Source organism: Micromonospora sp. LHW51205, from assembly GCF_003315815.1.
Classification (GTDB): domain Bacteria; phylum Actinomycetota; class Actinomycetes; order Mycobacteriales; family Micromonosporaceae; genus Micromonospora; species Micromonospora chalcea.
This window is the reverse complement of record NZ_QMEZ01000003.1, coordinates 660,629-676,022: the sequence shown is the minus strand read 5'-3', so window position 1 is coordinate 676,022 and position 15,394 is coordinate 660,629. Positions and strand designations below refer to the sequence as shown.

The window sequence follows — 15,394 nt, the reverse complement described above, 5'->3', positions numbered from 1 at the left end:
TCCGCTCCCACGAATCCCCTCCGTGCCGACACCGGCCCCCGTGCGCCGGGACGATCGCGCACGCCGTACGAGAGGACGAATCCATGACCACGACATCTGACCGGTCGACGCGCGGCGCGCAGGGACTGAGGCTGGACCTCGCCGACGACGAACGGACCGCCCTGCGGGCGCTGGCCGAGGAACTCGTCGCCGCGTCGCCGCGCCTGCTGGACGACCTGTCCTGGGTGACGCAGGCCCGGCAGGCGAGCTGCCGGATGCCGCTGCGGCTGATGGAGACGCTGCGCGACTTCCGCAGCGACGCCGGGGCCACCGGCTCACTCGTGCTCGCCGGCCTTCCGGTGGACGAGCGCGACCTGCCGAGCACTCCGACCGTCCGGGAGTCGGTGGAACGGGCGACCACCGTGCCGGCCGTCCTGGCCATGCTCGTCGGCCTGCACCTCGGCGAGGTGATCGCCTACCGCAGCGAGAAGAGCGGCGCCCTGGTGCAGAACGTCGTCCCGGTGCGCGGCCTGGAGGACTCCCAGAGCAACGCCGGGTCGGTGCCGCTGGAGTTCCATGTGGAGAACGCGTTCCACCGGGAACGCCCCGACTACGTCGGCCTGCTGTGCCTGCGCAACGATCACGCCAAGCGGGCCGGCACGCTGGTCACCTGCATCCGGCAGGCCCTGCCGCTGATCGAGGAGACCGACCGGAAGGTGCTGCGCGAGCCCCGGTTCGTCACCGCGCCGCCGCCCTCGTTCCGCCAGGGTGACCGCACCACGCCGCACGCGGTGCTCACCGGCAGCGTGGAGGACTCGAACATCTGCCTCGACCTGAACGCGACCACCGCGCTGGACGAGGAGGCCGGCGAGGTGATGGCGCGGTTGAAGCGGATCCTCACCGACGTCTCCACGCCGCTGGTGCTGCAGACCGGGATGATGGCGCTCATCGACAACCGGCTGGTGCTGCACGGCCGGTCCGAGTTCACTCCCCGCTTCGACGGGCGGGACCGTTGGCTGCACCGGGTCTACGTGCACCTGGACAACCGGCGGAGCCGGGAGTTCCGGGACGACGCCGGCGCCGTACTCAACTGATTTCGACGTTCACAAGGTCCACAAAACGGCCTCTAGTGGACGGTAGGCTGACCGGCGCCGGAAGGGGGCGCCGGCAGCCGTACCGCAGTGGCCGGCGGACATCAGTGCCAACCGCGAAAGGGATTCGATGACCGACACGCTGTCGCGCACCCGCCGAGGTGGCGAACACCGGCCGCTGGAGGAAGGCTTCCTCTACCGCTGGGCCGTCTGGGCGGCGCTCAATCCAGTGAAGGTCATCCTGGTCTGGCTGGTGCTGCTCGCCGGCGCGGCCGTCTCGGCCGGCTACTTCACCTCGCACCTGACCGGCAACACCAACTCCGTGATCGGCTCCGACTCGGAGAAGGCCGCCGAGCTGATCAGCGCCGAGTTCCCCGACACGCCGAGCGAGACCGACTTCGTGGTCCTGCACTCGACCTCGATCGACGCGCAGGACCCGGCGTTCCGCGAGGTCGTCCGCACCGCTGTCGAGCGCTACCGCCAGGCCCCGGACGTGCGCACCGTGGTCAGCCCGTACGACGCGCCGGACCGGCTCATCGCCCCCGGCGGGAAGACCGCGCTCGTGCCGGTCAGTCTCGACGGCGACGACAAAAAGCTCCAGGAGCAGGCCGGGCCGCTCGGCGAGATCGCCGAAGGGCTCGGCACCGGCCAGGTGGAGGCGTACTTCACCGGCGTCTCGCCGCTCGCCGCGGCCGCCGTCGAGCAGGGCAACGAGGACCTGTCCATGGCCGAGACGATCGGCTTCCCGGCCGCCGCCATCGTGCTGCTGCTCGCGTTCGGGTCGCTCGTGGCGGCCGCCATCCCGCTCCTGCTCGGTGTCGTCGCCGTGCTCGCCGCGTTCGGCGCGCTCGGCATCGCCACCCACTTCACCACCTTCGACGTGTTCGTGCAGACCGCTGTCAGCATGGTCGGCATCGCGCTCGGCATCGACTACACGCTGTTCATCGTCACCCGGTTCCGCGAGGAACTGGCGAAAGCCGGTGACAGCGGCCGTCCGGAACGGGCCCGGGCCATCGGGCGCACCGTGGCCACCGCCGGGCAGGCCGTCCTGTTCTCCGGCATCACCGTCGTCGTCTCGCTGGCGGGGCTCTGGCTGGTCCGCTCCGCGAAGGTCTATTCGATGGCCGTCGGCATGACAGTCGCCGTGCTGGTCATGATGCTCATCGCGGTCACCCTGCTGCCCGCCCTGCTCGGTCTTCTGGGCCCCCGCATCAACCGCTTCGCGCTGCCCTGGGCCCGCCGGTCGCTGGCCCACCCGGACCCGGAGCACTCCGGCTGGGCCAAGGCCATCGCCGTGGTCATGCGCCGTCCGCTGCTCGTGGCCGCGCTCGGCACCGTCCTGCTCGGCGCCCTGTCCATCCCGGTCTTCCACCTCCAGTACGGCGTCGACCTCGGCGCCGGCGCGGTGGCCGAGTCGCCGCCGGGCAAGGGGTACGGCATCGTCTCCGAGGCGTACGCGCCCGGCGTGCTCGCCCCGATCACAGTTGTCGTCTCGGCCGGCGGCGACCGGTTCACCGACGCGCAGCTCGACGCCGTCGCCCGGTTCAGCGACCAGGCCGCCGGCAACCGGGAGACCGCTGACGTCGTAAGCGTCACCCGGGTGCTCGACGCCCAGGCCAAGGGGCACACCACCGCCCACCTCGAAGCCGCGACGCGCGCCGCCGGCCCGGCCCTGGCCGAGCTGGTAAGCCGGGACGGGGACACCACTGTGGTCACCGTCCGTCCACGGCACGGCGCGGACACCGACGAGACGGCCGATCTGGTACGCGAGCTGCGCACTCAGGCCGGTGGCGCGTTCGCCGGCACCGGGCTGACCGCTCACGTCGGCGGTGGCCCCGCCGAGATCGTGGACATCACCGACGAGAGCTCCCGGGCCATGCCGCTGGTCATCGGCGCCGTGCTGGCGGCGAGCTGGCTGCTGCTGTTGATCGCCTTCCGCTCGCTGGTCCTGCCGTTCGAGGCGATCTTCATGAACCTGCTCACCTCGGGCGCGGCCTTCGGCGCGGCGGTGCTGGTCTTCCAGGAGGGGCACGGCGCCGACCTCCTCGGCGTCGAGCGGACCGGGTTCATCCAGGTGATCCTGCCGCTGTTCGCGTTCGCCCTGGTCTTCGGGCTCTCCATGGACTACCAGGTGTTCATGCTCTCCCGGATGCGCGAGGAGTGGGACCGTACCGGCGACAACGCCGCCGCCGTCCAGCTCGGACTGACCCGCACCGCGAAGGTGATCACCGCCGCCGCGGCGATCATGGTCGTGGTCTTCGCGTCGTTCATGTTCACCCGCATCCTCGAGATCAAGCAGATGGGCTTCATGCTGGCCCTGGCCGTGCTGATCGACGCGACGATCGTCCGGCTGCTGCTGGTCCCGTCCCTGATGCGGCTCATCGGTCGCGGAAACTGGTGGCTGCCCGGCTGGCTGGACCGGATCCTGCCACGCACCCGGCACTGACCGCGGCGCCGTCGAGGTCCCGCCGGACCGGCACGATCCGGCGGGACCGGCCGTTCGGGGCGGCCGGGCGGCCCGCTCAGGCGGCGGCCGGCTCGACCAGCTCGACCAGGATTCCACCCGCGTCACGCGGGTGGACGAAGTTGATCCGGGAGCCGGCCGTGCCGCGCTTGGGCTGCTCGTAGAGCAGCCGTACGCCGCGCTCACGCAGCTCGGCGGAGGTCTCCTCGACGTCGTCGACGGTCCAGGCGATCTGCTGCACGCCCGGGCCGGACTGGCTGAGGAAGCGGGCGATCGGTGAGGTCGGGGTCAGCGGGGCGAGCAACTGCAGCCGGCCATGGGCGGGGTCGGGGCCGATCGACATCATCGCCTCCCGGACTCCCTGCTCGGCGTTCTCCTCCACGTGTACGCACCGCATGCCGAAGACGGTCTCGTACCGCTCGATCGCCTCGTCCAGATCATTCACCGCCAGGCCGATGTGGTCGATGCCGCGCAGGCCGATTCCGGACAGCGCAGACTGCTGCGCCGAAGGTGAAAGCTCGTCAGACATGTCGTCAGCCTAGTGCCGGAAACGGGTTCTTCGAATAGGCGTCCATCGACGGAATGACGACCGGCGAGGGCGTGCGTGGCGTCCGGGCGAGGCGCTTGCCCCGCGTCCGAACCGGCCGTACCTTACATCGATGATCCTCAGTGACGGGTCGTCCCGGGACGTCGGCCACGGCGCTCCGCCGCCCGAGGACCTCGGCGGCATCGCCTACCTGCGCGGACTGTCCAGACGCGGGCTCCTCACCGGCGCCGCGCTGGCCGCGTCCGGGGTGTCGGCCGCCTTCGCCCTGCTGCCCGGCTCCGCCCGGGCCGCCGGCGGCTACCAGCGGCCGTGCGGACGTGTCCGCATCTCCAGCTCCTGGCAGGACCACCGGAACCGGACGCCGCCCTCGGCCGAGCCGGGCACCGACTACGCGGTCGGCGCCGGCACCCCGGTCATGGCGGCGGCGAACGGCACGATCCGGTTCGTGAAGGCCGACACGTCCACGGCCACCGGGCGGGTCGTGGGGATGGCCCACGACGACGGCAACTACACCCGGCACCTGCACCTGTCGGCGGTCGCCGTCTCACCCGGTCAACGTGTGTCGCGTGGCCAGACCATCGCGTACTCCGGCGCCTCGGCCAACGGCAGCGAGTCCGGCGTCGGGCCGCACGTGCACACCAGCCTCTGGCTGAACACCGCCAGTCCGACGGATTTCCGCGCGACAGCCGATTTCGAGAGCTGGGCCGGAGACGTCACCAACCCGAACCCGCCCGACCAGGAGGCAGACGACGTGTTCATCGCGAACGTGAAGGGCAACTGGTATCTCGTGGTCCCCCAGGGCACCGGCAAACCGCGGGCGGTGGTCCTCGGCGGCGACAGCAACGCCGCCGCCTCCGGCATCCCCGTCCTGAACTTCACCTGGGATCCGTCGATCAGCGCGCTGCGGGCCGCGGTCGACGGCATCGGCTGACCCGATCCCGCGTCCGACCGCGGCTCGTGCGCGCGGGGACCAGCGGTCAGCGCCGGGCCGGGTCCGCCCGGGCGACGACCGCGCCGTCCACGAGCGTGCCCGCCGCGCCGAGGTAGCCGGCCGGATCACCGATGCGGGCCAGTTCCTCGGCGGTGTAGTGGCCCCGCAGCTCCGGCGTCTCCGCCAGGACGTCGTACAGGGCGCGGTCGGTTGCGTCGGCCTCCGCGGCGGCCCGGGTCAGCACCTCCTTGATCCGGTCCCGGCCGACGACGGGGGTGAGCCGGGCGGCGACCCGTTCGGAGGTGAGCTGGCCCCGGGTCAGCGCCAGGTTGGCCGCCATCCGCTCCGGGCGCACCACGAGCCCCCGCGTCAGCGTCACGGCCGCCTCCGCGGCGCCGCCGGTGAGCCGCAGGCACTCGCGCAGCAGCAGCCACTCGGCGTGCCACACGCCGGCGGACCGCTCGTCCTCGCTGAGCAGCGCCTGGGTGAGTCCGGCCGCCAGCGGCGGCACCTGGAGCGCGGCGCTGCGGATCAGCGTGGCGAGGACCGGGTTCCGCTTGTGCGGCATCGCGGAGGAGGCGCCGCGCCCGCTGGCCGCCGGCTCGGCCACCTCGCCCACCTCGCTGCGCGCCAGCGAGAGCACGTCGACGGCGATCTTGCCGAGCGCGCCCGTCACGAACGCGAGCACCGCGGCGAGGTCGGCCAGCGGCGTACGCAGGGTGTGCCAGGGCAACGCAGGCCGGCTCAGGCCGGTCTCCTCGGCGAACGCCGCCACGAGGCGGTCCACGTAGCCGGGGTCCGGCTCGGCCGCGCCGTCCAGCGCCGCGTACTCCAGATAGCCGGCCAGCGTGCCGGCCGCGCCGCCGAGCGACACCGGCAGGCCCTGGTCGCGTACCCGGCACAGCCGCACCCGGGCGTCGCACAGCAACTGGTGCCAGCCGGCCGCCTTCAGCCCGAACGTGGTGGGGGCGGCGTGCAGGGCCAGCGTCCGCCCGGCCATCGGCAGGTCGCGGTGGGTCAGCGCCAGCCCGGCGAGCGCGTCGACGGCGGCGGCGAGGTGGTCGTCGATGACGGTGAGCGCCCGGTGCGCGACTGTCATCGCCGCGGTGTCCAGGATGTCCTGGCTGGTGGAGCCACGGTGGACGTGCTCGGCGGAGGCCGGGTCCAGCTCGGCGACCGCGCGGGTCAACTGGGCCACAAGCGCCACCACCGGGTTCGCGGTGTCCCGGGACGCCATCGCGACGCCCCGCAGGTCGAACAGCTCGGCCCGGGCGGTCCGGGTGATCACCGCGGCGGCCTGGACGGGCAGCGTGCCCAGCCGCGCCTGGGCGCGGGCGAGCGCCGCCTCGGCGTCCAGCATGGCCTGCAGCCAGGCCCGGTCGCCGACCACCGGCTCGATGCTCGTGCCGGCGCGCACCGGTGAGAGCAGGCCGCTGTCCACCGCCACTTCGAGCGTGTCGATCACACGATCACCCCCGGAAAGCGGGCCGACCCGGAGGCCGCGCGGTCGGCCACCGCGTGTCCGGCCGGCGCGAGCGAGCGCACCTCGGCGGCGATCGCGTCGGCGTCGGCCAGGATCACCGAGTCGTTGCCCGGCCGGATGCCGGCCGCTGTCACCCAGTGCACCGACTCGGTGGGCACACCGAACGCGAACCGGCGGGGGTGTGGCTGATCCTGGGCGTCGACGACCCGGTAGGGACGTTCGGTCACGGCGAGTCCTCCTGTCTCGTACGTGCCGCCGTCGTAGGGGATCCGGTACGGCCGGCACTGTTCGGTGTCGAGCATGTGGCGCAGCAACGGGTCGGCGGTGCCGCGCAGGTCGGGTTCCGGCAGCCGCGCCTCGATGAGGACGCCGGCGCGGACCGGGGGACCGGGCACGGTCCGGGACGTCGCTTCGAACGCGGGTGTCTCGGTGTCGATGACGATCTGGGTGTCCGGCCCGGTCAGTTCCAGCACACCGGCTTCGATCAGCGCGATCGTCTCCTCGATGCGCCGGGCCGGCGGGCCGATCGAGAGGAACGCGTTGAACGGGGTGAACCACCCGGTCAGCTCGTCGCGGTACGAGTCGCCGTCGATCCCGCCGTGATCGACCGCCAGGCGGATTTCGTTGCGCAGGTCACGCAGGACGTCCAGCGCTGCCTTGAGCGGCCCGTCGACGTTGCCGGCCCGCGCGTGCGCAACGTCCCGGGCCAGGTGGTCCAGCGCCCAGGCGCGGAAGTCGTCCCGGTCGCGGAACTCGCGCCCGCGGTACGGGTGGGCCAGCCGGTCCCAGTCCCAGCGCCGCTGCGGCGGTATCGGGTACTCGTCGAGCAGCGCCGGCCGCCGCTCGGCGGGGGTCGCGAAATAGCGCAGCGTGAAGCTCTCGGCCCGGCCGGCGTGCCCGGTGCGGCGCAGCAGCGTCGCGTAGTAGACGCTCTCCACCTCGGCGGCGATCAGCGGCCACACGTCGCGGCGGAACCGGATCGACTCCCCGCGGGCGCGGCGGGCGCGCAGCCGCGCCACGGCCTGCGCGGTCAGCAGCCGGGGCAGATGCCGGCCGGTCACACCCTTCTGGTTGTCGCCCCGGGCGTGCGCCGGGATGCCCCGGCGGGAACTGGCGGACAACCTCGGTTCGGCGCCGCTGGGCCGGTACCGCAGCCGTCCGCCCTCCTCGGCGAAGCTGCCGCCCCGGCCGACGGTGAGCAGGATCAGATGGTCGAAGAACGTCAGGCCCAGCCCGCGCAGCAGCACCGGCGCGCCCGCCGGGATGTGGCCGAGGTCGACGTCGGCGGGGTTGGCCTGGGGGAGATAGGTGAGTCCGTGCACCCGGGACAGGCTCGCCGTGCGTGCCTGCCGGGGATCCAGCCGGGCGGCGGCGTGTCCCAGGGCCAGCACCACGGCGTCCAGGTGGTGCAGCCGAGTGCCGTCGGCCAGCCGTACGCCCTGCGGACCGCCCGGCACGCCCGACGTGTCGGCGCTGGCCACCGCGCGGGAGCGGTGGCACCGGATCGAGACGTGCGGCGGCGCGCGGCGCACGATCCGGCGGAAGCTGGCCCGCAGGTAGTGGCCGTAGAACGCCCGGGTCGGATAGTCGTCGGGGCCGAGGGCACGCGCCTCGTCGAGCACGTCGGGGTCGAGCGCGCCCCACGGGCCCGCCGACGCCACGCTCCGGGCCCACTCGTACAGGCTCGGCCCGGGCTCGATCGGCCCGGCCAGCCGGCAGCTCGGGTCGGTGTAGACGGTGATCTGTGAGGCGACGGTGTTCGTCAGCAGCAGCCGGGACTGGTCGGTGCGCCACACCGCGCCGGCGCCGGGCGCGGCCGGGTCCACCACGTGCACGGTGAGGCTGGCGCAGGCCCGGTCGTGCCGTTCCTGGGCGCAGAGCCGCTCCAGGACGGACAGTCCGCGCGGGCCCGCGCCGACGATGCAGATCCGCAGATGCCGCGGGCCTGTCATCGCACGGCCTCGCTCGGGCGCTCGCCGCGCACCCGGGCGGCGTGCATCCAGGCCACCGCCGTGTGCAGCTCCTGCGGCGTCATCGCGGCGAGCGCCCGGTTGCGGGCCGTCGCCGCGTCCCCGGCGGCGTGCCAGAGCCGGATGCTGTCGCGGGAGACGGCCTGCACCGCGGCGGTCCGCTCCCGCCGTTGCGCGACGTAGCGGCGGAGCACCTCGGGCACCGGCTCGGCGCCGTCGCCGAGCAGGTCGCCGAGCACCACCGCGTCCTCCAGCGCCTGGCAGGCCCCCTGCGCGGCGTAGTGCAGCATGGGGTGCGCGGCGTCGCCGAGCAGGGCGACCCGGCCGTCGGCCCAGTCGTCGACGGGCGGCCGGTCGACGAGCACCCAGGCCCGCCACTCGTCGCTGAGGCGCAGCAGGTCACCGACCGCGCCGAGGCGCGACATCGCGGCCCGGACCAGTGCGCCGTCGGTGGGCCGGCCGGCGAACAGCGTGGGCGCGCCGTCGGCGTGACTGGCGGCCATGTTCAGGTACGCCCCGCCGCTGATCGGGTAGTGCACGAAGTGGCAGTCCGGTCCGGCCCACCAGGTGACCGCGTCCCGGCGTACCCGGGCCGGCACCTGGGACATGGGGACTATGGCGCGGTACGCGGTGATGCCGGAGTTGCGCGGCTCGCCGTCGCCGACGAGCTGGCGGCGGATGCGGGAGTGGATGCCGTCGGCGCCGACCACCATGTCGGCGGGGATCCGTTCGCCGGAGTCCAGGCGCACGGTGGCCTCGGCCGCGTTCTGGTCGTAGCCGGCCACCGAGGCGGCCGGGCGCAGCGTGATCCGGGGCAGCCGCCGGGCGGCGTCGAGCAGCCGGCGGTGCAACTCGGCGCGGTGCACCACCACGTACGGGCTGCCGAACCGGCGCTGGTAGCGCTCGGTCAACGGCATGCTGGTGACGTGGGCGCCGGTCACGCCGTCCATGAACCGCAGTTCCGCCATGGCGACCGCGGTGGCCCGCACCTGCGGTCCCACACCGAGCGCGTCCAGCGCGTGCAGGCCGTTGGGGGCGAGCTGGATGCCCGCGCCCAGCTCGGTGAACTCGTTCTGGCGTTCCAGGACCGTCACGTGATGTCCGTGCGCCGCGACCGCCAGCGCCGTGGCGAGCCCGCCGATGCCGCCCCCGGCCACGACCACGCGCACAGGCGTCCGGGTGCTCATCCGGCCGCGCTGTCCCGGTCGAGCAGCTGCCGGGCCAGCTCCAACCGTTTGATCTTGGTGGTCGCGGTCTGCGGGAGATCCGCCAGGCGCCGCTGCACCGGGCGGGCCATCGGCGGCAGCGTGGCGACCGCGCCGGCCCAGCGGTCGATGTCGATCGGCAGGTCCTCGCTGGTGCAGATCACCGGCACGGGCGGCCCGTCCGGCGCCGGCAGGATGATCACCTCGACGAGCTCGTCCAGCCGGGTGAAGAGCGTGTCCTCGACCGCCAGCGTGCTGCCGAACCCGTCGATCTCGTCGACCTCGCGGTCGAGCAGGTGCAGGCAGCCCAACCGGGTGCGGTAGCCCAGGTCGCCCATCCGCCACCACGATCCGTGGCGCTGACCCTCGTACCGCTGCTGCTCGCCGAGGTAGGTGACGATGCGCCCGTCGGTGCGTACCTCGATGTAGCCGGGGTTGTCGCGGGTGGGCGGGCGTCCGTTGCGGCTGACCACCCGGATGTCGGTCATGCCGGGGAACGGCATGCCGACGCAGCGCCCGTCGGCGTCCTCGGGCCGGCGGCGGGTGAACGCGCGGGCCGCGACCGGGCCGACCTCGCTCTGCCCGTACAGCTGGCCGAACACCGGCTTGGGATGCGCGGAGGCCCCGAGCATGCGCCGGACCGTGCGCGGGTGGATGGCGTCGAAGGTGCTGCTGAAGTAGCGCACTGTGGCCAGCGGCGCGCGCGGGTCGTCGGCCAGCCGCTCCCACCGCAGGAACGAGTTGGGGTGGGTCTCCAGCACGCCCGGACGATGGGTGAGGAACAGGTCGGTGGCCTGATCCGGGTCGTTGTCGGCGAGCACCAGCAGCGGGAAGCCGCGCAGCATCGTGATCGCCAGCGCGGTGAACAGGCGCGAGTGCACGAACGAGACGTGGATGGCGACCGGGCAGCGGCGTCGCACCAGCGCGGCGACCGACGCCTGCGGGCGGTAGCGCGCCTGCAGCGTCCGTCCGGTGTGCACGGCCAGCTTCGGCAGCCCGGTGGTGCCGGAGGTGTGGGTGACCAGGATGGGGTGGTCGGGGGACATGACGATCGGCGGGACGCTCGGCACACCGGTCAGGGCGCGCAGCGACGTGGCCGACGGATGCTCTCCGGAGGCGAGCAGCACCCCGGCGACCGCCGGGAACACGGTGTCCGCCAGTTCCCCGTCGAGGGTGGCGCGGTCGGTCAGCAGGTACGGCCGGCCGGCCCGGCGGATCAGATGCAGCACCGTGGTGGCGTCGAGGTGGGGGGAGAGCAGCACCGGCACGGCCCCGATCCGGGCCAGCGCGCACGCGCTCAGCGTGATGTCGAAGTTGTGCGACTTGTGGACCACCACGCGGTCGCCCGGTCGTACGCCGGCGGCGTGCAGGCGGGCGGCCAGGTCGGCGACCAGGCCGGCGACCGCGCCGACCGTGAGCCGCCGACCGAGTTCCGGCGCCACGTCGAGGTCGTGGTCGAGGGTGACGCTGTTGTCCGGGTGCCGGGCCGCGGCCCGGTCGAAGAGTGTGCCCAGTCGGATGCCGCGATTGGCGATCGTCTGCAGCAACATGTCCGGCTCCTACCGTTCGGTCTCGATGATCGACTTGAGTCGGCGCAGCGTCTCGTGCAGATCGGCGCCGACCTTGGCGCCCCATTCGGTGACGAAACGCCGGCGCTCGTCGTCGTCCATGTCTCGGGTGATCTTGCGGATGCCCTCGGTGGGCTCGTCCATCCGGAAGTGGTGCGTCAGGCGGCAGCCGGCGCCCTCGGGGCTCATCCGGAAGGCCCACACGCTGCTCTGGGCGCGCCCCCGGCTGTCCCGCATCGCCCAGCTGAACTCGACGCCGGGGATCGCGGTGTGCACTTGCGACTCCGTGGTCCAGACGCCGCGGACGACCGGCGCCCAGGCGACGACGTCCTCGCCGCGGACGTTGTGGCCGCGGAACACCGCCCCGGCGGCGCCGGGACGGCCGCTGATCCACTCGCCTCCGGTGCACTCGGTGCTCCACTCCCGGCACCGGGGAAGGTCACTGACGAGCGCGTAGACCTCGTCCGGAGTGGCGTCGACGACGATTTCCGCCTGCGATTCGAACAGTGGCGTGGTGGTATCGGTTTCGGCCATGCGGAGAATCGTCGTTATCGGCTTCCCGAAGGGTCAAAGTGTTCGACTGTGATTCATCAGGTTCGACGTCTTTCGTGGCCGGGACGCCTATAATCCGGCGCAGATCCGCGACGCGACTAAGGACACGGGAAGAGTCATGGGGGGGAGCACGGAACAAGGCGCCGCCGTGCCCGGCTCCGCCGACGACGCCGGGGTGCCGCACGACGAAGGCGGTCTGCTGCGGGACATCGCCCGGCAGGGCCGGCGGCTGCTCGACGCGCCGGCCGCCTTCGTCGCCGTCGTGTCCGAGGACGGACCGACGATCACGGTACGGGCAGTGGACGGCCCACACGAGGACGGCCGGCTGGACCTGCCCGGTCACCATCCCTCCGGCGCGGCGCTGCTGGACGGATCGCCGCTGTGGTGCGGTGACGCGGAATCCGCCCCGGCCGCCGCGCCGGTGTCCGGATCGGACGGCGACGGGGCACTGCACGCGGTGGTCGCGGTACGTCTGGGCCACCTGCGCGGATACGCCCCCCGCCGGTCCGTCGCCGCGCTGTACCTCGCCGACCGGCGCCCCCGGACGGTCACCGAGGGGGAGCGCGTCCAGTTGACCTCGTTCGCCCGGCTCGCGGGCGCGGCGATGGAGAAGACGCAACTGCTGGACGTCGCGATCGCCCGGCTCTACGGGCTGGAGCAGCAGTCCGCCCGTACCGCCGCCGACCTGGACCGGATGCGGGCGCTGCGCTCCGCGCACTACGGCTTCATCGACCTGGCCGTGGCCCGCGGCGACGCGCGCGCCTTCGTGGTGGAGGCCGACCGGCGTCTCGGCGCGTCGGTGCGGCTGTGCACCGACGACGGTCTGGTGGTCGCCGCGAGCCGGTCCGCCGCCGCCGGACCGGAGCCGGGCGTGCCGGACGGCCGCCGCATGGTCGTCCCGGTGCTGGCCGGCGACCGGCGGATGGGAGACCTGCTGCTGGAGATGGACAGCCCGCTCGCCGACCCGGACGGGCAGCTCCTGCTCCTGATCGCCCAGGCGGCGGCGGTGATCCTGCGCCAGCTCGACGACAGCCGGGAGAGCCAGGCCCGCCGTGCCCTGCTCAACGAGCTGATCACCACGCCGCAGCCCACCGGCACGCTTGTCGAACGGGCCCGGCGGCTGGGCGTGCGGCTGGACCGGCCGTACGTCGTGGTGGTGTTGCGCCCGGACGGCGTCAGCCCGCACTGGGCGTCGATGTGGAGCGCGGCGTTCGCCGCCCGGGGTGACGGTCTGTCCGCGCTGCACGACGACGACATCGTGCTGCTGCTGCCGGGGGAGGCCGACCCGGCCGAGGTCGCCCGGACGGCGGCGGAGGAGTCGGGCGCGCTCTTCGGCCGCCCGGTGACGGCCGCGGCGTCCGACAGCGGTTCCGGGCCGGAGCGGGTGGCGGTGCGCTACCGGCAGGCGCTGCGCTGCCTCGACGTCATGATCTCAATGGAGCTGGCCGGTCGCGGCGTGTCGGTACGGGAGCTGGGTTTCCTGCCGATGCTGCTGGCCGGCCGGGAGGGCATCGACCAGTTCATCGACGCCACCCTCCAGCCGGTGCTCGACTACGACCGGCACCGCGACGGCGACCTCGCCCGCACGCTCGACGCGTACTTCGAGGCCGGCCGCAGCCCGACCAACGCGGCGGAACTGCTGCACATGCACCCGAACACGGTCACCCGGCGGCTGGACCGGGTGAAGCGCCTGCTCGGCCCGACCTGGCAACTCCCGGCACGGGCGCTGGAGATCCAGCTCGCGCTACGCCTGCACCGCCTGCTCACCGAGCTGTGACGCCGCGCCGTCCGGGACGACCAGGGCCCGCCGCCCGCGCATCTCGCCGTCCTCCACCATCCGGTGCGCCTCCCGCATCGCGGACAGCGGAAGCCGCACCACCTCGCGCGGGCGCAGCCGGTCGGCCGCGAGCAGCCGGTTGATGAAACCGGCCGCCTCCGCCAGTTCCGCGGTCGTGGCGAGCGAGATGACGAAACCGACTATCGACCTGTCGTTCGTGTACAGCTCACCGGCGGGCAGCGCGGGACGGGTCCGCGCGCCCGCGAGCAGCACGATCCGCCCCCGTACGGCGAGTTGCCCGACCGCCAGGTCCAGGTCGTTGGTGCCGGAGGTGTCCAGGTAGACGTGGACGCCCTCCGGGCAGGACGCGGCGAGCCGGTCACCGAGATCCGGTGCGGCGTAGTCGACCACCTCGACGGCGCCGGCGGCCCGGCAGAACGCCTCGTCACGGGGCGCCGCGGTGGCGACCACGCGCGCGCCCAGCGCCGTCGCCGTCGTGATCAACGCGGAGCCGACGTTGCCGCCGCCACCGCCCACCACCACCGTCTCACCGGGGCGCATGCGGCCGTGCACCGCCAGCGCCAGGTAGGCGGTGGCGGCCGGGTGCAGCACGGTGACCGCCTCCACCGAGGCCGCCGCCGGTAGCGGGTACAGCCGGTCCGCGGGCACCACCACCTGCTCGGCGGCCGCGCCCTGACGTCCGCCGTGGCCCAGGCTGTTGCACCAGACCCGGTCGCCGGGGCGGAAGCCGGCCACGCCGTCACCGGCGTGCGCGACCACGCCCACCACGTCCCGGCCCACCACGAACGGCAGCGGGACCGGCGTACGGTACGTGCCGGCCCGCACGAACGTGTCGACGTGGTTGACGGTGGTGGCGAGCGTGTCGACCAGCACGTCGGTGGGGCCCGGCCGGGGCGCGGGCAACTCGCCGTACCGGATCTCGGTGGCCGGGCCCAGCCGGTCGACGTAGGCGGCCCGCACTGTCGTCATCGGCGGGCCGGCCCGCCGTCGTCGTTCTGGAAGAACGCCATGCGCGACGACTGGTCCGCGTACGGGCTCGGCGTCGGCGGCTTGTCCAGGACGATCCCGAACCACCGCCGGTACGCCTCCAGCAGCGCGTCGTCGTCGGTGAGCGTCTCGACGCTCCGGCGGTCGCCGGCGATGACCGTCAGCACGTCGCCCTGGAGCGTGACCCGGCCGTCGGCGGTGGGCAGCGTGCAGAACATGTTCCGCAGGAACGGCGAGTCCGGGCAGGTGCGGTACCACCACAGGTTCTGCCGGAAGTCGGCCAGGTCGGCCGGCTCGTCGTGGAACCGGTACTGCAGCGCGTCGTTGCGGTACACGTCGACGACCCCCGGCTCGACCCGCCGGGTGGCGAACCGGCCGTGCGGGTCCACGTACGGCTCGGCCGCGTCGAGCCGGAACGGGAACCGGCTGTTCTTGCCGAAGCCGACGTCGACCAGCCAGCGGGAGCCGGTCTCGGGCAGGTCCACGGTCAGCATCAGATGATTGTGCGGGCCGTTGAACCGCCCGGAGAGCCAAACCCGCCCCTGATGCAGCGTCACCGCGAAACCCAGCGCCCGCAACAGGAAGAACAGCGAGGTGTTGATCTCGAAGCAGCCGCCGCCGCGGCGCTGGCGGATCACCTTGTCCAGCACCCGCTCGTCCATGTAGATCTCGTGGCCCAGGTGGTAGTCCAGGTTCTCGAACGGCACCGTGAACGTGTGGCGCTCCTGCAGGTCGCGCAGCGCCGCGAGGTCCGGCCGCTCGGGGCGGGCGGCGTCGATCCGGTCCAGGTAGCCGCGCACCTGCTCGTCGGTCAGCACG

12 protein-coding genes are annotated in these 15,394 nt (G+C 73.4%); 4 read left to right on the top strand and 8 right to left on the bottom strand.

What is annotated here, in order from left to right; all coding sequences use genetic code 11:
- The first annotated feature begins 83 nt into the window (after positions 1–83).
- Both DQE82_RS15310 and DQE82_RS15305 read left to right on the top strand, forming a co-directional pair.
- On the top strand, positions 84–1,073 hold the full coding sequence (locus DQE82_RS15310; RefSeq protein WP_082930898.1) for a TauD/TfdA family dioxygenase: 990 nt from the start codon (positions 84–86) through the stop codon (positions 1,071–1,073).
- 127 nt (positions 1,074–1,200) lie between these two features.
- Positions 1,201–3,516 carry an MMPL family transporter gene (locus tag DQE82_RS15305; RefSeq protein ID WP_069088354.1) on the top strand — a complete coding sequence of 772 codons (2,316 nt, stop codon included), beginning with the start codon at positions 1,201–1,203 and terminating at the stop codon, positions 3,514–3,516.
- Between the two features lie 76 nt (positions 3,517–3,592).
- On the opposite strand, the gene mce is transcribed toward DQE82_RS15305, so the two are convergent.
- Positions 3,593–4,063 carry a methylmalonyl-CoA epimerase gene (gene mce / locus DQE82_RS15300; RefSeq protein ID WP_104112278.1) on the bottom strand — a complete coding sequence of 157 codons (471 nt, stop codon included), beginning with the start codon at positions 4,061–4,063 and terminating at the stop codon, positions 3,593–3,595.
- Between the two features lie 130 nt (positions 4,064–4,193).
- On the opposite strand from mce, the gene DQE82_RS15295 reads away from it, so the two are divergent.
- Positions 4,194–5,012: a M23 family metallopeptidase gene (locus DQE82_RS15295; protein ID WP_113973030.1), complete on the top strand. Its 819-nt coding sequence runs from the start codon at positions 4,194–4,196 to the stop codon at positions 5,010–5,012.
- Between the two features lie 46 nt (positions 5,013–5,058).
- On the opposite strand, the gene DQE82_RS15290 is transcribed toward DQE82_RS15295, so the two are convergent.
- Genes DQE82_RS15290 through DQE82_RS15270 form a run of 5 tightly spaced genes read right to left on the bottom strand, consistent with a single transcriptional unit; the run spans position 5,059 to position 11,772 of the window.
- Positions 5,059–6,477, bottom strand: a complete 1,419-nt coding sequence (locus DQE82_RS15290) for an adenylosuccinate lyase family protein (RefSeq protein ID WP_113973029.1) — start codon at positions 6,475–6,477, stop codon at positions 5,059–5,061.
- Positions 6,474–8,447 (bottom strand): FAD/NAD(P)-binding domain-containing protein, encoded by a 1,974-nt coding sequence (locus DQE82_RS15285; protein ID WP_113973028.1) that lies wholly within the window; start codon positions 8,445–8,447, stop codon positions 6,474–6,476. Before DQE82_RS15285 ends, DQE82_RS15290 begins: the two co-directional genes overlap by 4 nt.
- A complete protein-coding gene (locus DQE82_RS15280; protein WP_113973027.1) occupies positions 8,444–9,652 on the bottom strand; it encodes an FAD-dependent monooxygenase in 1,209 nt (402 codons plus the stop codon). Before DQE82_RS15280 ends, DQE82_RS15285 begins: the two co-directional genes overlap by 4 nt.
- A complete protein-coding gene (locus tag DQE82_RS15275; RefSeq protein WP_113973026.1) occupies positions 9,649–11,220 on the bottom strand; it encodes a class I adenylate-forming enzyme family protein in 1,572 nt (523 codons plus the stop codon). Before DQE82_RS15275 ends, DQE82_RS15280 begins: the two co-directional genes overlap by 4 nt.
- Positions 11,221–11,229: 9 nt before the next feature.
- The gene (locus DQE82_RS15270; RefSeq protein ID WP_064445522.1) at positions 11,230–11,772 is read right to left on the bottom strand and encodes an SRPBCC family protein; all 543 of its coding nucleotides are present in this window, start codon (positions 11,770–11,772) and stop codon (positions 11,230–11,232) included.
- A 136-nt stretch (positions 11,773–11,908) separates the two neighbouring features.
- Between DQE82_RS15270 and DQE82_RS15265 the strand changes: the two genes are divergently transcribed.
- Positions 11,909–13,567 carry a helix-turn-helix domain-containing protein gene (locus DQE82_RS15265; protein WP_113973025.1) on the top strand — a complete coding sequence of 553 codons (1,659 nt, stop codon included), beginning with the start codon at positions 11,909–11,911 and terminating at the stop codon, positions 13,565–13,567.
- Here DQE82_RS15265 and DQE82_RS15260 read toward each other — a convergent pair.
- Both DQE82_RS15260 and DQE82_RS15255 read right to left on the bottom strand, forming a co-directional pair.
- Positions 13,535–14,557, bottom strand: coding sequence for a zinc-binding dehydrogenase (locus DQE82_RS15260; protein WP_233514672.1), 1,023 nt, complete (start codon positions 14,555–14,557; stop codon positions 13,535–13,537). The two genes, DQE82_RS15265 and DQE82_RS15260, sit on opposite strands and share 33 nt — an antisense overlap.
- Positions 14,554–15,393 (bottom strand): arylamine N-acetyltransferase, encoded by an 840-nt coding sequence (locus DQE82_RS15255; protein ID WP_113973024.1) that lies wholly within the window; start codon positions 15,391–15,393, stop codon positions 14,554–14,556. The genes DQE82_RS15260 and DQE82_RS15255 overlap by 4 nt, the downstream gene beginning before the upstream one ends.
- Between the last annotated feature and the right edge of the window lies 1 nt (position 15,394).